The organism is Sphingoaurantiacus capsulatus (genome assembly GCF_042648405.1).
GTDB lineage: Bacteria > Pseudomonadota > Alphaproteobacteria > Sphingomonadales > Sphingomonadaceae > Sphingoaurantiacus > Sphingoaurantiacus capsulatus.
Window position 1 is genome coordinate 395,891 of sequence record NZ_JBHRXV010000001.1, and the last position, 17,396, is coordinate 413,286.

Genomic DNA, 17,396 nt, shown 5'->3' on the forward strand with positions numbered 1-17,396 from the left:
CCCGTCGAAGGGCGAGCGCTCGCACGACGGTTGCGCAACACGACCACCCTTCGACGAGCTCAGGGTGAGCGCGGCGGGGGGCGGGCCGGCTGGATACCGGCTTTCGCCGGTATGACGGAAAGGGGAGTGGCGGGCTCGTCCTACCCCCGCCGCACGAACCCATATCGCCGGTTCGACGGCGTCGCACCCCTCGCCTCATACTCCGCCTTCAATGCCGCGAACCGGTCGCCCGCCAGCGCCGCGGTCGTCGTCGGCACATCGACCCCGTACAGCCGCGCATTGTTGCCGCCGAAGATCGCGGTCTTGACCGGGCCGTCGGCCGCACCGAGCGGGGCAAAGCCGTGGCGCTTCTGCAGATCCTCGGGGATTTCGAGGCGGCGCAGCCCTTCGATCTGCCATTGCGGGCTGCCGGTCCACACCGCGTCGGTACCCCAGCAGACATGGTCGGCGCCGAGGCCCTTTACCAATTGCCCCATGATCGCCGCGCACAGCCGCGGCTGCGCGACCAAGGTCTGCGCAAAAATCTGGCCGACGTCGGCATAGACGTTGGTGACACCGTGCTTCGCCGGGATCTCGGCGAGGTCGGTGACCCAGTCGATGCGGCCGGTCTTCTCGAACTCTGCCAGCGCCCATTCCGGATCATCGAGCCGGTAGCCGGCGTGGTAGATGATGAAGTTGAGGCCGGGCCAGTCCTTCGCCGCCTTCGCCACGTCGCGCACATCGGCATGCGGCGCGAGTTTGGGGAAGCGCTGGTCGAGCTGCCGCCCCCACAGCCCCTTGTGCACGCAGACGTTGCGGAGGCCCGCCTTCTGCGCCAGCGCATAGCCGCGATAGGTATCGTCGCTGTCCATCCGCCAGGGGTGGCGCGCCGTCTCCTTGTGGGTGTTGTCGCCGACCGTATAGCCCTTGATGCTGTCGGGCTTCAGCTCGAGCGCGGCGGCCAGATCGTCGAGCCAGCCCGGCGCCCCCGGCGTGATGATCGCGTGGCTCATCATCCGCACCGACTTCGCCTCGCCGTTCACCTTCGCCTTCGCCGCCGCCATCTGCTGGTTGGTCAGGAACCAGTCGTCGGGAATGTCCGACGGGGCTGACGAGATCAGCGCGATCTTGGTGTCGCTGTCGAGGAAAACTTCCTTGAAATAATTGTCGAACTTCAGGCTTTCGATGGTCTGCGCGGCGGGCGAGCCGATCTTCGGGTTCCAGCCCTGCGCCGCCACCCCCTGACGCATGCGGACGAGGTTGGTGAGGCGGGTGTCGTCGCGCAGGAAATGCGTGTGCATGTCCATGATGAACTGGCCCGACAGCGCCTTGGCCCGCGCCGCCGCCGCCTCGGGCGCCATCGCCTCCGCCGCATTCGCCGCGAACAGCCGGCCGAAGCTGCCGTTCAGCGCCACGAACGCCGCGGTCATGCCGGCGGCGGTGCCGAAGAAGCGGCGACGGGAGAGGCCGAGCTTCGGCGCGATCTCGTCAGCGATCGCATACAGCCGCGCCTCGGTCTCGCGCTGCTTGGCCGTCTGCGCGACCGGCAGATATTCCTCGCTCGCCACCATGCGCACCGGCAGCGGCGTCCGCGGCTCGCACGCCTCGGCAGGCGTCAGGCCGGCGCGGTCGTCGTCAGTATCGAGGCGTGCCATCGCGTGTCCCTCCCCAGGTCCCGGCGGGAAGGATGACAGCGGGGGCGGGCGGCGCAACCGGCCGCCCGATGAAGCGTAAGCTCAGCCCGACGAGCCGCGCGCGCCGCCGGTCAGCAGCCGCCCTCTTGCCCGCAGGCGGTGGTCAGCTGGTCGGCGACCTTCTGGTTGCCGATGCGCGTCTGCTGCGCGATGCGGTCCCACTCGCGCGCGGTGAAGCACTGCTTGTTCTTGCGGACAAGCGAGCCGGTCTCGAGCGTCTTGCGGCAGATGATCCTGGTATCGTCGAGCGCCGGATTGCCGGTGATCTCGGTCGCCTTGCTCCCGGCCGCCATCGCCGCCGGGGCCAGCATCGGGGTCGCCAGCGCCACGGCCAGCATCAGCTTCATCATGCGCATCGGTACAGCCCCTCGCCCTCATTGCGTAATTACGAAACAAGCATAACTGAAACAGTTTGGCCCGTCGAATCCCTTTGATGCACGCGGCTGTTCGCGCGATCTCGCCCGTTCCGGGCGCAAGCGGCCTTGCGTTTCATGCAACTTCATAACATCGGCCGCGAACCTGAGCGTTGAACGATAGCCGAAAAGGCCGCGCCGATGACCCCGACTCCTGCTGCACCCGCGGCCGACTATGCGCATGCCGACGAGCTGGCCGCGCTGCTCGACGCGCCGCGCCGGTCGCTCGACGCGCTGTTCGTCGCGGTGCCCGAGGTGTCGGACGCGCCGACCGGCCTCGCCCCCGACGCGGCGATCATCATGCTGCGCGCGATCATCGACATGCTGCCGGGCAACGTCTTCGCCAAGGACCGGCAGGGCCGCTACCTCGTCGCCAATGCGCAGACCGAGATGGCGCTCGGCGCCGACCGCGTCGCGCTGCTCGGCTTTACCGATGCCGAGATCCTCGGCGACGGCGAGGAGGCGGCGCGCCTGGTCGCCGTGGATCGCCGGGTGATGGCGAGCGGGCAGCCCGAAACACTGGAGGAAGCGGTGACGCTCGCCGACGGTTCGGTGCTGACCTGGCTGTCGACGAAGGTGCCGCTGCGCGACGCGCAGAACGAGATCATCGGCATTATCGGCTTTTCGACCGACATCACCGCGCGCAAGGCCGCCGAGGCCGCGCTGGCCGCCAATGAGGCGCAGCTCGCCGCGGTGCTCGACGCACTGCCGGTGGGCATCCTGATCGCCGACGCGGAGGGCGCGATCGTCCGCGACAACGCCGCCAGCCGCGAACTGTGGGGTGTCGCCAGCGCCGGCGGCGACTTCAGCGGCTATGCCGGCGCCGACCGCGGCCTGGCGGCGGCGCTGCGCGACGGCGAAATGATGCGCGGCGAACTGGTCGCGCGCGACCGCCGCCGCTACCTCACCAGCGCCGCGCCGGTGCGCGACGCCGACGGCGCCATCATCGGCGGCGTGGTCGCGCAGATCGACGTGACCGGCGGGCTCCCCGCGGGGATCGCGACGTCGAACTAGCTTAGTCCAGGTCGCGCACCAGCCGGATGCCGATCGAATCGTCACGGTCGGTCGGCACATAGCTCATCCGCTCGGCGAGCCGCTGCTGGCTCGGAATCGTGCCCCACGAACCGCCGCGCACCACGTGCCGTTCGCAGGCCGGTGGCGGCTGCTTCCACCCGCAAGCCATCATACCGGCGGAGGCGGGTATCCAGACCGACGCCTGACTGGATTCCGGCTTTCGCCGGAATGACGGCGGGTGGGTGAGAGGGGCCCCGGGGAAAGGCCACCGGGCAGAGCAGGCGCTCGCCTCCGAACGCCGCGGCCCGAAACCTCCCCTCCCCGAGGGCGAGGGGTAAGGGGTGGGTGCCAGCGCGAGCCGTACCCCCAAAGCCAGCCGCCGTTCCGCGAGCCCACCCCCAGCCCCTCCCCCTCGGGGAGGGGAGCGCTCGGAGACACCGCCCGCCGTCAGCTGCGCATAGTCCGGCGTTCGGCCGGCGAGCCGATGACGAACCGGCCAGCGGGTATGGCGACCATCTCGGGGCAGTCGCGGCAGTCGCGGAACACGGCTGCGGCGGCGAACGCCGTGCCGGGAAAGAGGCTCGCCGCGGAGAGCAGGAGGCACGCCGATAGCGTGCTTCGCCACGCGCAATGCTTCGTCCGGGTCATGGCCTGATGGTGGACCTCGGCCCTCGCAACCGACACCCTCGGCGGCGACAGACTTCCCGCGCATCCTGCCACTGGGGTGTGGCGGGACGATGCGGTGCGGCGTGGGCAGATCGGCCCCACCCACACCAAATCCCCGCCCGTCATACCGGCGAAAGCCGGTATGACGGATGGGGGCGTGGGGCGGTGGGCGTTGTCCCAGCGCGGCGCGGGCCAGCGCGGCGACCGTGTCGCCTAGCGCAAATCCATGTGCATGAACTGGTTGAAGTCGCTCGCGACATAATCCCCGAACGCCGGGCCGTTCGCGAAGCCCCGCCGCCGGTATAGCGCCAGCGCCGGCTCGAAGGCATCGCCGCTGCCGGTCTCCAGGCTGATCCGCGTCACCCCTTCGGCGGTCGCCACGGCGATGATATGTTCGAGGATCGCCGCGCCGACGCCCTTGCGCAGGTGTGCCGGATCGGTGCGCATCGACTTCAGCTCGGCGCTGCCGTCGTCCAGCCGCTTCAGCGCGCCGATGCCGGCCAGCGCATCACCGTCCCACGCCGTCCACACCGTCACGCCGGGCGCCTTCAACCCCGACAGGTCGAGCGCGAAGCTGTGCCCCGGCGGCGAACTCTCCGCCATGCCCGACAGATGGTAGGTGAGCAGCGCGCGCACGGCGTCGCCCGACAGGTCGTCTTCGCGAATAATAAGCCCCATGGGCGTTGGCTAGCATGGCCGGCCGCGGCAGGTGAAGCCGTTCGTCGTTGCATTCTGCACTTCGTCGGCGCGCGCTGGACGCGGGCCGCCACACCGCGCCAAGCCTGCCGCGATGAGCCTCGCCTCCGCCTATCTGCTGCTCGCGCTCGCCGCCCCGATGTACGTCTCGCCAGGGATCATCGAGGCGCGGCCGACCGCCGTCACCACCGACGCGCCGCGCGGCTTCCGGGCGCTGCGCCATGACGGCGGCCGCGAAGGCTGGCTCTATGTGCCGAGCGGCTACGACCCGCGCCGCCCCGCGCCCTTCCTGCTGCTCCTCCATGGCGCCGGCGGCGACCCGCGGCGCCTGCTCGACCGCTTCAAGCCGCACGCCGAGGCCACCGGCGCCATCCTGATGGCGCCGGGTTCCGCCGCGGCGACCTGGGACCTGATCGCCGACCATGGCTTCGGGCGGGACGCCAAGGCGATCGACGCGTTGCTGGGCCAGGTGTTCGCGCGCTATGCCGTCGACCGGCTTCGTACCGGCATCGCCGGCTTTTCCGATGGCGGCAGCTATGCGCTGTCGCTGGGCCTCGCCAACGGCGATCTGTTCGGCCATGTCCTCGCCTTCTCGCCGGGCTTCGTGTCGCCGGCGCGGCAGGCGGGGCGGCCGTATGTGTTCGTCAGCCACGGCCGCGCCGACGCCGTGCTGCCGATCGACGCCACCAGCCGTCGCATTGCCGCCACCTTGCGCAGCGCCGGCTACCCTCATCGCTACGCCGAGTTCGACGGCGGCCACCAGTTGCCGCCCGACCTTGCCGACGTGCTGGCCGACGCGACGGCGCCGGCGCACAGCCATCCCGACAAGGCCGCCGCCGGGCCGGTGCCGCTCGCCCGCCCGATCGCCGATGCCGGCGGCGACACGCTCGAAGCGCGGCTCGGCGTCGCCGGCCGCCCGATCGCGCGCTGGCGTGAGCCCGCCTGCCTGCGCGTCACCGGCGCTTCGGCGACGTTCACGCAGCAGGTGGAGGTCCAGGTGCGCTCGATCGCCATCGCCGCCGGCGTGCCCTATGAATGGGGCCGCTGCCGCGCCAACCTTACCCTCGCGCTGCACGACCGCCGCGCCCCGCCGCGCCATGCCTATACCCGGCGCGCGAGCCGTTCGGCGCTCGCCAGCGCCACGGTCACCCTCGACAAGCGCCGCGCCGAGGCGCTGCGCGCGCCGGCGGTCGCGGCCTATGTCGCGCTCGCCGGTTTCGCCGAACTGCCGCCGGCAAAAGCGCAGCCGCCCGGTACCCTGCTCGCGCTGTTCGAGCGCGCGGACGCGCCGCGCAAGCTCACCACGCTCGACCTCGATTTCCTGCGCCGGCTCTACGCGAAAGCCGGCTGACCGGCGGCTATCGGCGGCAGCCTGATCCAGGCACCGCCGCAAGGCGGAGTATCTAGCCGGCGGGTGGCGCGAGTGCCCGCCGGATCGCTTCCGCCACCGGCGGCAGCCCCTCTCCCGTGATCGCCATGTCGCCGCTCGGCAGGAGCGGCGGCTGCGCCATGAAGCGCGGGGTTCGCCCCCGGTGCGGCTGCGCCGAATGGACGAGGAAGGGATGGCAGAGATACGCCGTCCCGGCCGGCCCCGTCGCTATTGCTTCCTCGCTGCCGCCCGTACCGCCGAAATCGGCGGCGACGAGGTCACGCAAGGTGAGTCCCGCCTCCCCCGCCGGCGCCAGCAACCGCGCCATCCCGACGTGCGAACCGACGCGGATCTTCGTCGGCGCGTCGTCCTCGCCGACGTCGGAGAACAGCAGCAGGAGCAGTAGCGACCGCCCCTTCGAAAAGATGTTCGCGCGCCAGTCGAAGAAATCGGGCGCGTCGGTGCCGAAGCTGACGTCGATGTGCCAGCCGGCATCGCCCGGGTCGGCATCCGAGGGGAAGCGCACCGGAAACGTCCCCACCGCCTTCGGCTCTATCCAGTTCCCCGCCCCGACCAGCGCATCATAAGCGGCGTGCAGCCGCGGCGTATTGGCGGCTTCGGTGAACGGCGGCGTGAAATAATGGCCGAGCCGCACCACCGGCTGCGTCCACCCCGCGGGATCGTCGGGCCGCACCCCCATGTCCGCCCACATCACCTCCCGCGCCGCCGCCGCCAGCTCGGGCGGAAAGGCGCCGTCGAGACGGATGAAGCCGTCGCGCATGAAGGCTTCGACGGTCAGATCGTCGAGAATATCGGTCATCGGGAAATGAACCGGCGGGCGCCGGGGGCGGTTCCTGCATTCGATCATCGAGCTAACGCGAATTCGAGATGGTGCTTTGCGCCCGCTTTGGGTGGGACGCGGACGTTGCTATCGAGGCCAGCCGTATCTTGAGCCAAACATGCTGGTGTCCGCTGGTACGCAGATCGGGATGGTTCGATAAGTCTGAAAATTGCTCGATCAGTAGCAGTTTACTGGACTTCGAAAGGCACTGAAGCGGGCTCACCCAAGGCGAACTTATGGGCGGTGAGGGCCTCACAAATGATTGGCCAAAGCGGTGAGTCGCGCAGGATATTACGAGGCTCCCAGACGCCGACGACCTTATGGATTGCATCAGGATAAAGACGCTCCTCATCGCCGGTGAAGGGACGGTAGCGTTGCGTCGCAGAAAACATCACCGTGCCGTCAGGGCCTTGGAGCTTAAAGTTGACTACTCCGTCAGATCGCCCACCGAGATCGCGCAGAGAGTATCCCCGCTCGCGGTCAACGGCTTCGCGCGAATCTCTGAGTATTTCGAATGCCACGTCTTGCAGCTTTCAATGTGGTCTTAGGGTGTGCACCACGAAAAGATGTTAGCGGAGCGATCGGCCTATGCAATGTCCGCAATGGGTCGACAGGCGACGCTCAATGCCGCCGGGCGAGGTCTTGTTCTACCGGCGACAGCGGGTCGATCGCCACCCACCCGACGGTCATTTGCTGGCGACGACTACCCGCCCCACGCCTCCCCATAGAGCCGCAGCAGATTGCCGCCGAGCACCTTGTCGATGCGCGCCGCCGGCCAGCCGTGCTTCGACAGCGCGTCGGCGAACATGCGGAAGCGCAGGTGGCTGTTGAGCGTGTGGACATAGTTGAAGATGTCCGCCCCCTCGCCCGGCGCGGCGATGCCGCGGGCGGCGCGGCCTTCGTAGAATTTGCGCTGCCGTTCGCGGGTGGCGTCATCGATGGTCAGCGCCGACAAGGTACCGTCGGTGCCGATCGACAGATGATCCTCGCCGACGACGTTCAGCGCATGGTCCATGTGGCGGATCAGGTCAGCGGTGTCGGGCTTCCCGCTCGCGACGAGGAAGGGCATCCAGTAGATGCCGACCACCCCGCCCTTCTCGGCGGCCGCCTTCATCGACGCGTCGTCGACATTGCGCGGATTGTCGTTGAGGGCCCGACAGCCGGTGTGGCTGATCGCCAGCGGCCGCTTTGACGCCTCGATCGCCTGCACGATGGTCTTGCGCCCGCCGTGCGACAGGTCGAGCAGCAGCTTTTCCGCCTCGATCTTCTCGATCGTCTCGCGGCCGAGCTTCGACAGCCCCGCATTGTCCGGCTCCAGCGAGCCGTCGCCCGACAGGTTGCGGAGGTTGTAGGTGAGCTGGACGCTGCGCACGCCGATGCTTTTCAGGATGCGCAGCCGGTCGAGGTCCGACCCGACCATCGCGGTGTCCTGCAGCCCGTAGATCACCGCCACCTTGCCGGCGGCCTTCGCCTCGCGAATGTCGGCGGCGCGGCGGGCGAGCAGGAACAGGTCGGGGTTCGCATCGATGATGCCGCCGACATAGGACAGCCGCTGCAGGGTGGCGTTCCACGCGTCGATATTGTTGCCGACCTCGCCGACGGTGACGTTCACCGCGGTCAGCCCCGACTGCTTCATCTCGGCGATGCCGCGCGGGGAGTAGCGCCAGTTGCCCGGCTTCATCTCGGGGTCGGTCGGCGAGCCGAGGCCATCGATGACGATGGCGCGGGCGAAATCGGCATCGCTGTACGCCTTGGCCCGCGGCCCGGCGGCAAGTGCGAACGGCGCGGCGGCGAGCAGGCCCAGGGCCTCGCGACGGTTCATATGGTTTCCCTCCCAACCCGATGACGGCGGGAGAGTGCAACGCGGGCGGCAGGACCGCAACCGTAACGACCCGAGGGTCATCGCCCCCACGCCCGCACATCCGTCATACCGGCGAAGGCCGGTATCCAGACCGGCCCCTGACTGGATACCGGCTTTCGCCGGTATGAAGGGTGGGCGTGGCGTGATGGCGGGGTGCACGGCCCCCACGCGCCAAAAACACATCATCCCGGCGAAGGCGGCGATCCGGGGGGGGGGGGGTGGATCGGCCGCCTTGCCGGGATGAAAAGGGCACCCCTCCTGGGGCGAGGGGATGGCGCGCGTCTCCGGCCGGGCGATCCGCACGCTCCTCGCCGACCTGCGGACGCGCGACGGCCGCTCGCTCGACGACGGCCCGGCGTGACCGTTCGCGAAAATCATCCTTTCGGGCGATGACGCTCGCCGGCCGTGCGGCCTAGCCTTCCGGTGCAAAGGAGAAACGTCCATGAGCCTGAACGACGCCGCCGCGATGGTGGCCTTCATCAACGTCAGCGACCGCGACCGCGCGCTCGGCTTCTATTGCGACACGCTCGGCCTGTCGGTCAGGAGCAGCGACGGCTACGGCGACTTCCTCGCCGCTGGCCCCGGCCTCATCCGTATGACGGTGCTCCCCGGCGCGACCGCGGCGCTGCACCCGGTGCTCGGCTGGAACGTCGCCGACATCGGTGCCGAGGTCCGCGACCTCACCGCGCGCGGCGTCGCCTTTACCCGCTACGACGGGCTGGAGCAGGACGCGCTCGGCATCTGGACCTCCCCCGAGAACGGCTCGAAGATCGCTTTCTTCGCCGACCCGGACGGCAATGTGCTGACGGTGTCGCAGGCGTAAGGCCCACGCTCCCTCACCCACCACCGTCATCCCGGCGAAGGCCGGGATCCATACCCACCGCCGCATGGATCCCGGCCTTCGCCGGGATGACGGTAAAAGGTAGGCGGGCGCTGCGCTCGGCTACACCTTCGGCTTGGCCTCAACGGTCGGTTCGCCGTCCTTCGACAGCAGAATGGCGATCCACCTGACCGACGGAATCTCCGCGGTCACCGCCATGACCAGTGCGGTCAGCGGGGTCGACAGGAAGGCGCCGGGCATGCCCCACAGCCAGGTCCAGAAGCCGAGCGAAAGCAGCACGACGATGGGGTCGAGATTGAGCCGATCGGACTGCATGCGCGGCACGATGATGTTGTTGAGCAGGAAATTGATCGCCTGCAGCCCGACAAGCAGGATCAGCGGCTCGGTCAGCCCGTCGAACTGCGCGAGGCCGACCACCGGCGGGATGATGACGCCGAGGAACGGGCCGACCACCGGGATATAGCTGGTCAGGAAGATGATGAAGGCGAGCAGCGGCGCGCTCTGCAACCCGACCGCCGCCATGATCGCCCACGAACCGAGCGCGATGGCGAGGCCGGTCACCGTCTGCACCCAGATATACTGCTCGGTCGCGTCCTGCACCCGGTGCATCACCCGCCGCGCATTGGGCCGCGCCCCGTCGCGCGCGAACAGCCGCCCGAATTTGAGCGCGAGGCTCCTCCGCGAGGCGAGCAGGAAGCCGAGGTAGATGGCGACGAACAGCACGCCCGACGCAAAGCCCTGCGCCTCGCCGAGCAGCCGCGTGCCGATCGCGGTGATCTCCTCCTCGCCGACCAGCCGGTCGAGCCGGATCGGCGGGATGTTGAAGCTGTGCGCGATGCTGGTGAGCAGCCGGTCGATCCGCCCCGACACCGCCGCCGCCTGGTTGACCAGCGACGCGGCATAGGCGCCGACCACCCACACCGATCCGGCCAAGGCCAGCGCCAGCGCCAGCACCCCGAGCACCCGCCCGCCCCAGCGCGGCACCACCGGCACATGCCGGTCGACGACGCCGGCGATCGTCTCGACCATCAGCATCAGGAACACCGCGATGACCAGCGGCACGAGAATTCCGGCAAGCTCCCGCATCGCCGCCGTCGCCGCAATCGCCGCGATAATGCCGAGCGCGACGCGCCAGCCGTTGCCGCCGCCAGTGGGCGCTGTGGTTTCGGGGTCCCTCATGGCGGGAGCTTAGCGGCGAACGAGGGGTGCGCCAACGGGGGAGCGATGGCGGTCCTCCTCGCACCCACTATCCGTCCTACGTGCGATTGCAGGCATCCCCAGACATCAACAATCCGTCATACCGGCGAAAGCCGGTATCCAGACCGGCCGCCGACTGGATACCGGCTTTCGCCGGTATGACGGATTGGAGAGATCGAGGTGGCGGGGGAGCAGCACTGCCGTCGGCGGCGCGCTAGCGCCGGCGTGGGCCAGAGCCGCGGCAGCTACCGCCGCAGTAAGCTGAGCGCCGCTACCGCCGCCGCGGCTCTGCCCGGTCGCCTTCCAGAAAGTCGATCCTGATCTGCACCCACGCGCCGATCAGCGGCTTGCCGCCTTTCCTCGGCGGGCGCACGCGGAACTGCCACGCCGCCTCACGCACCCCGCTCGCCATCCGGCCCCAGGCCGGCGACTGGCCGAGTTCCTGGCAATTCTCCACCCGGAAGCGCGGCGCGGTCTGGCAGGCGATCAGGCCCCAGCTCGGCCGCGGGATATTGGCTGGGATGTAATAGGCGAGCTCGGCGGACGTGGGCTCGCGCTGCCATTCGGCGTTGTAGATCGGCTCGCCGTTGGGCCCGGCGCCGACCGGCACCGAATCCCCCGCCTGCGCGCCGCCGTTATCCGTCTTCGGCTGCTGCGGCATCCGTGCGATGTCAGACGCGGCGAACTCCTCGCGGGTCAGCGGAATGATCGACAAATCGTACTGCTCCTCGGCCACCACGACGGGCGGCGGCGGGGTCTCGTCGACGGCGACCGTCTCCTCGACCTCGGGCTCGACCTCCTCCTCGCTGTCCTCATCCTCCTCGCTGTCGCGGATTTCGGGGAGCAGCTGGATGGCGCCGCCGCCGAACTCGGGCATCCCGTCGGGCGCGCCCATGCGCAGCGCGAGGAAGGTGAGCAGCAGGTGAAGCGCGACGACGAGGATGAGCACCAGCGTGCGGCGCCGCAATTGCAGCGGCGGCCGGTCGGGAGAGCGAAAGGGAAGCGCCAGCCGCATCGCCGCGCTGCCTAGCTTGGGGCGGGGTGGCGCGCAATGCGGCGTGGTGGTGTAGGCCTGCACCCGGCCGAACGCCGGTACACCCTCACCTGTCCTCTCCCGCAAGCGGGAGAGGGACGCTCCCTACCGGCGGCATTTCTTATCCCCTCGCCCGCTTGCGGGAGAGGGAGGGGCCCGTCCTCCGAAGCTTTAGCGAAGGAGGATGGGAGGGTGAGGGTGTCCGGCCTCAGACCAGACGCGGTGCCAGAAATTTTCAAACCCTCTTGCCAAACTCATCTCAAGATATATCTTAAACGCATCATGTATCACTCAAGGAATGACAAGATGCGTCCCAACTGTTTCAACACCCGCCACTTCTCGGGCCGCCACGGCGGCCGGCATGGCGGGTTCGGCGCCTTTGCGATGGGCATGGCGATGGGGGCTGCCGCCGGTCGCGGCGGTGGCCGGCGCCCCCGTGTGTTCGACGGCGGCGAGCTTCGGCTCGTGCTGCTGAAGCTGATCGAGGAGCAGCCGCGCCACGGCTATGACCTGATCCGCGAGATCGAGGCGCGCTCGGGCGGCGCCTATGCGCCGAGCCCCGGCATCGTCTACCCGACCTTGACCCTGCTGCTCGACATGGGCCTCGCCGAGGAAGAGGCGAGCGAAGGCGCCCGCAAGCGCCTCGCCATCACGGAAGGAGGCGTCGCCCACCTCGCCGAGAATGCCGAAGCGGTCGAGGCCGCGATGGCGCGGCTGCAGGCGCTCGCCGACGTGCGCGAACGCACCGACGGCGCCTCAGTCCGCCGCGCCATGCACAATCTGAAATCGGCGCTGCACGGCCGGCTGTCGCAGGAGGGCGTCGACAAGAAGCTGATCCACGACGTCGTCGACCTGATCGACGAGGCGGCGCGGAAGATCGAGCGGCTGTAATGGCGGCGGTGTCTTCGGCTGCGGCCGTCCCGACCACCAACGGCAGCCGCTACCTGCAGCAGCTCTGCAAGCACTGGCAGCACAATTTGTAGGTGGAGTTCACGCCCGATCGCGGCACCGTGGTCTTCCCTCGCGACGCGCGCGGGGCGGACTGGCTGGGCGATGCGGTGGTGACGATGACGGCCGGTGACACCAGCCTCGACTGCCGCGTCGACGCCAGCGATCCCGGCCAGCTCGAGGCCCTGAAAGGCGCCCTCGCCCGCCACCTCGACCGCTTCGCCTTCCGTGAAGCGCCGTTGAGTTTTGAGTGGCGGGATAGCTGAGCGAGAGGCCCAGTCGCTCTTTCATTCACAGTCGTCATACCGGCGAAAGCCGGTATCCAGACCAACCGACGGACTGGATACCGGCTTTCGCCGGTATGACGGATTGGGGTGTAGCGGCGCCGGCCAGGCGCAACGCCGCCGGCCTAGCTCACCCCTTCACCACCTTCTCGAAATCGCTCGCCGCATGGCGCTCGGGCAGCTGCTCCTCGCCCCAGTTGCGGTTGACGATGCGGCCGCGCTTCACCGCCGGGCGCGCGGCGATGGCGTCGGTCCAGCGGATGACGTTCTTATATTCGTGGACCGACAGGAACTCGGCGGCCTCGTAGACCAGCCCCTTGGCCAGCGCGCCGTACCAGGGCCAGATCGCGATGTCGGCGATCGAATAGCTTTCGCCGTTCAGATATTCGGTCTCGCCCAGCCGCCGGTCGAGCACGTCCATCTGGCGCTTCGCCTCCATGGCGAAGCGGTCGATGGCATATTCGATCTTGGTCGGCGCATAGGCGTAGAAATGGCCGAAGCCGCCGCCGAGATAGGGCGCGCTGCCCATCTGCCAGAACAGCCAGTTGAGCGTCTCGGTGCGCGCCGCGCCCGCCTTCGGCAGGAACGCCCCGAACTTCTCGGCGAGGTGCAGCAGGATCGACCCGGATTCGAACACCCGCACCGGCTCCGGCCCGCTCCGATCCAGCAGCGCCGGGATCTTCGAATTGGGGTTCACGTCGACGAAGCCCGAGCCGAACTGGTCGCCGTTGCGGATGCTGATCAGCCAGGCGTCATATTCGGCGGCATGCCCGGCCTCGAGCAGCTCCTCGAGCATCACGGTGGCCTTCACCCCGTTGGGCGTCGCCAGCGAATAGAGCTGGAACGGGTGCACGCCGACTGGCAGATCCTTGTCGTGCGTCGGCCCGGCGATCGGCCGGTTGATGCTGGCGAACTGGCCGCCGTTTTCCTTGTTCCAGGTCCAGACCTTGGGCGGGGTGTAGTCGGCATCGGCCATGTGCGGGGGCTCCATTGCTTGCTCAGGTTGGCCGGCAATCTGGCGCAGCCGCGCCGGGTTGGCGAGCTATACGGGCATATAGGTCAAGCCCCTCTCCCTGAGGGGAGAGGGGTTGGGGAGAGGGTGGTCGGAAGGCGGACGCTAACCGGCGACCACCCTCACCCCGCTCGCTGACGCGAGTCGCCCTCTCCCCTCCAGGGAGAGGGCTCGCGCACCCGGCGCGCGGCAGTTCGCGCCGCCCTACCGCGCCACCGCCTCAACCGTCACCGCCACATCCGACACCTCGGCATGCTTCACCCGCACCCGCGCATTCGCCGCATGGCGTATCGTCAGCGCCAGATCGTCGGTCCACTCCGCCTCGACCCACGGCCCGCCCGACGCCGCGTCCGCCGCGCTGTCGGCGCTCAGCACCAGCACATTGCCCTCGCCCGCCAGCGTGTCGCGCGGGTCGATGATCGAGACATGGCTGACGAACCCGTCATCGCCCCCGCACCGCCGCCCGAACAGCACCGCCCGCTTCGCCCCCTCGGGCGAGATCACCTCGTCCTGCACGTCGTTGACGCAGCCGTTGTCGCCACACGCCGCCACCGCGAGGAAGGCAAGCGGGAGGAGCGCCCGCACTACAGGTTCGGCCGCCCGAGATGCGCGAGGAAGTCGGGCTTGCCGACGGTCACGCCGGCGTTGCGCAGGATCGCGTAGGCGGTCGTCACATGGAAATAGAAGTTGGGCAGCGCGAAACCGGTCAGGAACGCCGCGCCGGTGAAGCGGTAGCCCATGCCGTTCGGGAACTTCAGCACCACCTCGCGGTCGGCGGCATCGGCCAGCGCATCGGCGCCCACGCTCTCGATGAAGGCGATGGTCTTGTCGCAGCGGTCGCGCAGCTCGGCGAAGCTGGTTTCCGTATCCGGCATCGACGGCGGCTCGCTGCCCGCCAGCCGCGCCATCGCGCCCTTCGCCGCGTCCGACGCCATCTGGAACTGGCTCGGCAGCGGGTGCATGTCGGGCGCCAGCCGCGCGTCGATCACCGCCGCCTCGCCCTTCTCGGCCTCCGCCTTGTCCAGCCACAGCTTCATGTCATTGAGCGACGCGATGAACAGCGGCGCCGAGGCGTCGTAGATCGAAAAGGTCATTGGATTCTCCCCGAGGTTTGGGGCGACCTTAGCGGCTGCGGCCGCCGCCTCAAGAGTGGATGGCACCGCCTTCGCCCCAACCTGCTGTCATCCCCGCGCAGGCGGGGACCCACGCATGTGCAGCGCTGATGCTGCGGACGCGTGCTCCGGCGTTCGCGCGGCGGCCCGGTGGGTCCCCGCCTGCGCGGGGATGACAGCGAGAGGGGCGGACGAACCCGCGCCATGAAACCCGTTACGCCTGCCCAACGGCGGTGGCCCGCCGGCCACACCTCGGCCCTGCGTCGACCTGCCTCCGGAACGGCAGCGGGAGGGAGCCGTTCCATGGACCTCGGCGGGGGTGAACAACCCGATGTCCGCCGCAGTTTTTGGGAGAGTAGCGTGAACAAGTATCTGATGACGGCCGTCCTGGCCGCCGCCCTGCCCGCCGTCGCCGCGCAGGCGCAGGACAGCAGCACCACCTCGACGACGACCGCCACCACCGAGAACACCGCCATCGACGGCACCCCGGCGTTCGGGTTCGAGCCCTATGTCGGCGTGTTCGGCGGCTATCATGATTTCGATCGCGGCACCGATGGCCCGCTGCAGGCCGGCAACAGCGCCAACGGCGCACTGGTCGGCGGCTATGGCGGCGTCAACATCCCGCTCGGCGCCTTCGTCGCCGGTGCCGAGGGCAGCATCGCCAAGGGCTTCAACGACATCGACTATGAATATGGCGTCACCGGCCACCTCGGCGTGCGTATCGGCGACAGCGGCATGTTCTTCGGCCGCGCCGGCTATCACTGGGTGAACGCCAAGAACGGTTTCGCCAACGACAAGAACGAGATCTACGGCTTCGGCATGGAGGTCGGCCCGAAAGACATCGGCCTCGCCGGCCTCACCGGCAACGCCGGCGTCCGCCTGCGCCTGACTATCGACACCTACGACGATTTCCAGAGCATCCGCCCGACCGCGGGCGTGAGCTTCCACTTCTAGGCTTGGAAGCCGAACTGCCGGAGGGCGTCGCGTGAAAGCGCGGCGCCCTTTGCGTGTCTTGATATGTACAAATTTTTGTACATATAGTCGGCACAGGAGATGCCGATGGACGTGGTGACCTATTCCGATGCGCGCGCCAATCTGAAGGGCGTGATGGACCGTGTGGTCGATGATCGCACGCAGGTCGTCGTCACGCGGCAGAAGGCGGAGCCGGTGGTGATCGTCTCGCTGTCCGACTGGAATGCGATGGAGGAGACGCTGCACCTCCTCTCCTCACCCGCGAATGCCGATCGGCTACGCAAATCGATCCGCCAACTCGACGCCGGCGGCGGCACCGAGCGGACGCTCGTCACCCCGTGAAGCTCGTCTTTTCGGACGGGGCCTGGGACGAGTATCTCCACTGGCAGGCGACCGACCCGGCCATGCTGACCCGCCTCAACGCGCTGATCGAGGAATGCACCCGCACGCCCTTCGCCGGCACCGGCAAGCCCGAGCCGCTGAAAGGCGACCTGCGCGGCTGGTGGTCCCGCCGCCTCACCCGCGAGGACCGGCTGGTCTACCGCGTCGAAGGCAAGGGCGCGGAACAGCGGCTGGAGATCGCGCAGTGCCGGCGGCATTATTGAGGGTAAGAGGGGAATGACGATGGGGAACGCAAGCAGCGAGGCGAAGGTCTGTCCGGAGTGCGGCCACATATTTCGCGGCAACGGTTGGGACGGGATCGATGCCCATTGGAAGGCGAAGCACACCCAGGTGATGCCCTACGAAGAGGCTTGGCCTCTGCTGAAAGCGGGAGCCTATTCGCCTTCTCGCTGATCTAAGCCTCTACACGCGGCCAACGAAAAAGGGCCGCCCCGAAGGACGGCCCTTTGTTCGGTTGGTCGGCGAAGGGGCTCAGGCGGCTTCGTCGAGGCCCACGTCGTTGTTCTCGACCGGGCCCGAGTCCTGGCCCTTGGCCGAGGTGTCGCGGTCGACGAATTCGATGACGGCCATCGGCGCGGCGTCCGAGTGGCGGAAGCCCGCTTTCATGACGCGGACGTAGCCGCCGGCGCGGCCCTCGTAGCGGCCGGCCAGAACGTCGAACAGCTTCACCAGCTGCGTGTCGTCCTCGAGGCGGGCGTGCGCGAGGCGGCGGTTGGACAGGCCACCCTTCTTCGCGAGCGTCACCAGCTTCTCGACGTAGGGGCGGAGCTCCTTCGCCTTCGGCAGCGTGGTGGTGATCTGCTCGTGCTTGATCAGCGCGGCGGCCATGTTCTTCAGCATCGCGAGGCGATGGCTGGTGGTGCGGCCGAGCTTACGATGGGCGTTACGATGACGCATGATCTTCTCTTTCGGTTCGTCCGGGGGCCGAATAGCGGCCCATCGAAGTATTTACTTCGATGGGGACCCGCTGGTACCCGCGGCCACGCCCGGCAGGGGGGGCGCATTCTTTGCGATGTGGGACGGGCCTGCCTGCTCCGTCCTTAACTCTTCACTCGTGACGTC

The 17,396-nt window shown here is 68.8% G+C and carries 20 protein-coding genes and 1 pseudogene; 8 read left to right on the forward strand and 13 right to left on the reverse strand.

Going from position 1 to position 17,396, the window contains the following annotated elements; genetic code table 11:
• Positions 1-140: 140 nt before the first annotated feature.
• Both ACFOMD_RS02130 and ACFOMD_RS02135 read right to left on the reverse strand, forming a co-directional pair.
• The gene (locus ACFOMD_RS02130) at positions 141-1,634 is read right to left on the reverse strand and encodes an amidohydrolase family protein (protein ID WP_380856083.1); all 1,494 of its coding nucleotides are present in this window, start codon (positions 1,632-1,634) and stop codon (positions 141-143) included.
• Between the two features lie 110 nt (positions 1,635-1,744).
• Positions 1,745-2,023, reverse strand: a complete 279-nt coding sequence (locus ACFOMD_RS02135) for a hypothetical protein (protein WP_380856085.1) — start codon at positions 2,021-2,023, stop codon at positions 1,745-1,747.
• A 204-nt stretch (positions 2,024-2,227) separates the two neighbouring features.
• On the opposite strand from ACFOMD_RS02135, the gene ACFOMD_RS02140 reads away from it, so the two are divergent.
• Positions 2,228-3,100: a PAS domain-containing protein gene (locus ACFOMD_RS02140; RefSeq protein WP_380856087.1), complete on the forward strand. Its 873-nt coding sequence runs from the start codon at positions 2,228-2,230 to the stop codon at positions 3,098-3,100.
• Position 3,101: 1 nt separating this feature from the next.
• On the opposite strand, the gene ACFOMD_RS02145 is transcribed toward ACFOMD_RS02140, so the two are convergent.
• Together ACFOMD_RS02145 and ACFOMD_RS02150 are read right to left on the reverse strand one after the other, a co-directional pair.
• On the reverse strand, positions 3,102-3,812 hold the full coding sequence (locus ACFOMD_RS02145; protein WP_380856089.1) for an SUMF1/EgtB/PvdO family nonheme iron enzyme: 711 nt from the start codon (positions 3,810-3,812) through the stop codon (positions 3,102-3,104).
• Positions 3,813-3,979: 167 nt separating this feature from the next.
• Positions 3,980-4,444 (reverse strand): GNAT family N-acetyltransferase, encoded by a 465-nt coding sequence (locus tag ACFOMD_RS02150; RefSeq protein WP_380856092.1) that lies wholly within the window; start codon positions 4,442-4,444, stop codon positions 3,980-3,982.
• 112 nt (positions 4,445-4,556) lie between these two features.
• Here ACFOMD_RS02150 and ACFOMD_RS02155 point away from each other — a divergent pair, with 112 nt between their 5' ends.
• Positions 4,557-5,813 (forward strand): alpha/beta hydrolase, encoded by a 1,257-nt coding sequence (locus ACFOMD_RS02155; protein WP_380856095.1) that lies wholly within the window; start codon positions 4,557-4,559, stop codon positions 5,811-5,813.
• 52 nt (positions 5,814-5,865) lie between these two features.
• On the opposite strand, the gene ACFOMD_RS02160 is transcribed toward ACFOMD_RS02155, so the two are convergent.
• The 3 genes from ACFOMD_RS02160 to ACFOMD_RS02170 form a co-directional block, all read right to left on the reverse strand.
• Positions 5,866-6,651 (reverse strand): phytanoyl-CoA dioxygenase, encoded by a 786-nt coding sequence (locus ACFOMD_RS02160; RefSeq protein WP_380856098.1) that lies wholly within the window; start codon positions 6,649-6,651, stop codon positions 5,866-5,868.
• Between the two features lie 209 nt (positions 6,652-6,860).
• Entirely contained in the window at positions 6,861-7,193 is a 333-nt protein-coding gene (locus ACFOMD_RS02165; RefSeq protein ID WP_380856101.1) for a hypothetical protein, read from the reverse strand.
• A gap of 182 nt (positions 7,194-7,375) precedes the next feature.
• A complete protein-coding gene (locus ACFOMD_RS02170) occupies positions 7,376-8,494 on the reverse strand; it encodes a dipeptidase (protein WP_380856104.1) in 1,119 nt (372 codons plus the stop codon).
• Positions 8,495-8,975: 481 nt separating this feature from the next.
• On the opposite strand from ACFOMD_RS02170, the gene ACFOMD_RS02175 reads away from it, so the two are divergent.
• Positions 8,976-9,356 (forward strand): VOC family protein, encoded by a 381-nt coding sequence (locus tag ACFOMD_RS02175; RefSeq protein WP_380856107.1) that lies wholly within the window; start codon positions 8,976-8,978, stop codon positions 9,354-9,356.
• Between the two features lie 120 nt (positions 9,357-9,476).
• Here the strand turns inward: ACFOMD_RS02175 and ACFOMD_RS02180 are convergent, their stop codons facing one another.
• Positions 9,477-10,553 (reverse strand): AI-2E family transporter, encoded by a 1,077-nt coding sequence (locus ACFOMD_RS02180; RefSeq protein WP_380856110.1) that lies wholly within the window; start codon positions 10,551-10,553, stop codon positions 9,477-9,479.
• 289 nt (positions 10,554-10,842) lie between these two features.
• Positions 10,843-11,691: a hypothetical protein gene (locus ACFOMD_RS02185; RefSeq protein WP_380856113.1), complete on the reverse strand. Its 849-nt coding sequence runs from the start codon at positions 11,689-11,691 to the stop codon at positions 10,843-10,845.
• A 219-nt stretch (positions 11,692-11,910) separates the two neighbouring features.
• Here ACFOMD_RS02185 and ACFOMD_RS02190 point away from each other — a divergent pair, with 219 nt between their 5' ends.
• Positions 11,911-12,495 carry a PadR family transcriptional regulator gene (locus ACFOMD_RS02190; RefSeq protein ID WP_380856116.1) on the forward strand — a complete coding sequence of 195 codons (585 nt, stop codon included), beginning with the start codon at positions 11,911-11,913 and terminating at the stop codon, positions 12,493-12,495.
• Positions 12,495-12,818, forward strand: a pseudogene (locus ACFOMD_RS02195) (DUF2218 domain-containing protein). Before ACFOMD_RS02190 ends, ACFOMD_RS02195 begins: the two are co-directional and overlap by 1 nt.
• Positions 12,819-12,966: 148 nt before the next feature.
• Here the strand turns inward: ACFOMD_RS02195 and yghU are convergent.
• The 3 genes from yghU to ACFOMD_RS02210 form a co-directional block, all read right to left on the reverse strand.
• Positions 12,967-13,812 carry a glutathione-dependent disulfide-bond oxidoreductase gene (gene yghU / locus ACFOMD_RS02200; RefSeq protein ID WP_380856119.1) on the reverse strand — a complete coding sequence of 282 codons (846 nt, stop codon included), beginning with the start codon at positions 13,810-13,812 and terminating at the stop codon, positions 12,967-12,969.
• A 240-nt stretch (positions 13,813-14,052) separates the two neighbouring features.
• Positions 14,053-14,433: a hypothetical protein gene (locus tag ACFOMD_RS02205; RefSeq protein WP_380856122.1), complete on the reverse strand. Its 381-nt coding sequence runs from the start codon at positions 14,431-14,433 to the stop codon at positions 14,053-14,055.
• Positions 14,433-14,942, reverse strand: a complete 510-nt coding sequence (locus tag ACFOMD_RS02210) for a DUF1993 domain-containing protein (protein WP_380856125.1) — start codon at positions 14,940-14,942, stop codon at positions 14,433-14,435. The genes ACFOMD_RS02205 and ACFOMD_RS02210 overlap by 1 nt, the downstream gene beginning before the upstream one ends.
• A gap of 378 nt (positions 14,943-15,320) precedes the next feature.
• Between ACFOMD_RS02210 and ACFOMD_RS02215 the strand changes: the two genes are divergently transcribed.
• From ACFOMD_RS02215 to ACFOMD_RS02225, 3 genes are all read left to right on the forward strand, one after another.
• The gene (locus ACFOMD_RS02215; protein WP_380856128.1) at positions 15,321-15,914 is read left to right on the forward strand and encodes an opacity protein; all 594 of its coding nucleotides are present in this window, start codon (positions 15,321-15,323) and stop codon (positions 15,912-15,914) included.
• Between the two features lie 105 nt (positions 15,915-16,019).
• The gene (locus ACFOMD_RS02220) at positions 16,020-16,274 is read left to right on the forward strand and encodes a type II toxin-antitoxin system Phd/YefM family antitoxin (protein ID WP_380856131.1); all 255 of its coding nucleotides are present in this window, start codon (positions 16,020-16,022) and stop codon (positions 16,272-16,274) included.
• A complete protein-coding gene (locus ACFOMD_RS02225; RefSeq protein WP_380856134.1) occupies positions 16,271-16,537 on the forward strand; it encodes a Txe/YoeB family addiction module toxin in 267 nt (88 codons plus the stop codon). The genes ACFOMD_RS02220 and ACFOMD_RS02225 overlap by 4 nt, the downstream gene beginning before the upstream one ends.
• 268 nt (positions 16,538-16,805) lie before the next feature.
• Here the strand turns inward: ACFOMD_RS02225 and rplQ are convergent, their stop codons facing one another.
• Positions 16,806-17,231, reverse strand: a complete 426-nt coding sequence (rplQ, locus tag ACFOMD_RS02230) for a 50S ribosomal protein L17 (protein WP_380856137.1) — start codon at positions 17,229-17,231, stop codon at positions 16,806-16,808.
• Between the last annotated feature and the right edge of the window lie 165 nt (positions 17,232-17,396).

Excerpts from the sequence above, each read along its gene's own strand:
- ACFOMD_RS02130 (WP_380856083.1), bottom strand. The coding sequence starts at position 1,634 with ATGGCACGCCTCGATACTGACGACGACCGCGCCGGCCTGACGCCTGCC.
- ACFOMD_RS02135 (WP_380856085.1), bottom strand. The coding sequence starts at position 2,023 with ATGATGAAGCTGATGCTGGCCGTGGCGCTGGCGACCCCGATGCTGGCC.
- ACFOMD_RS02140 (WP_380856087.1), top strand. The coding sequence starts at position 2,228 with ATGACCCCGACTCCTGCTGCACCCGCGGCCGACTATGCGCATGCCGAC.
- ACFOMD_RS02145 (WP_380856089.1), bottom strand. The coding sequence starts at position 3,812 with ATGCGCGGGAAGTCTGTCGCCGCCGAGGGTGTCGGTTGCGAGGGCCGA.
- ACFOMD_RS02150 (WP_380856092.1), bottom strand. The coding sequence starts at position 4,444 with ATGGGGCTTATTATTCGCGAAGACGACCTGTCGGGCGACGCCGTGCGC.
- ACFOMD_RS02155 (WP_380856095.1), top strand. The coding sequence starts at position 4,557 with ATGAGCCTCGCCTCCGCCTATCTGCTGCTCGCGCTCGCCGCCCCGATG.
- ACFOMD_RS02160 (WP_380856098.1), bottom strand. The coding sequence starts at position 6,651 with ATGACCGATATTCTCGACGATCTGACCGTCGAAGCCTTCATGCGCGAC.
- ACFOMD_RS02170 (WP_380856104.1), bottom strand. The coding sequence starts at position 8,494 with ATGAACCGTCGCGAGGCCCTGGGCCTGCTCGCCGCCGCGCCGTTCGCA.
- ACFOMD_RS02175 (WP_380856107.1), top strand. The coding sequence starts at position 8,976 with ATGAGCCTGAACGACGCCGCCGCGATGGTGGCCTTCATCAACGTCAGC.
- ACFOMD_RS02180 (WP_380856110.1), bottom strand. The coding sequence starts at position 10,553 with ATGAGGGACCCCGAAACCACAGCGCCCACTGGCGGCGGCAACGGCTGG.
- ACFOMD_RS02190 (WP_380856116.1), top strand. The coding sequence starts at position 11,911 with ATGCGTCCCAACTGTTTCAACACCCGCCACTTCTCGGGCCGCCACGGC.
- yghU (WP_380856119.1), bottom strand. The coding sequence starts at position 13,812 with ATGGCCGATGCCGACTACACCCCGCCCAAGGTCTGGACCTGGAACAAG.
- ACFOMD_RS02210 (WP_380856125.1), bottom strand. The coding sequence starts at position 14,942 with ATGACCTTTTCGATCTACGACGCCTCGGCGCCGCTGTTCATCGCGTCG.
- ACFOMD_RS02220 (WP_380856131.1), top strand. The coding sequence starts at position 16,020 with ATGGACGTGGTGACCTATTCCGATGCGCGCGCCAATCTGAAGGGCGTG.
- rplQ (WP_380856137.1), bottom strand. The coding sequence starts at position 17,231 with ATGCGTCATCGTAACGCCCATCGTAAGCTCGGCCGCACCACCAGCCAT.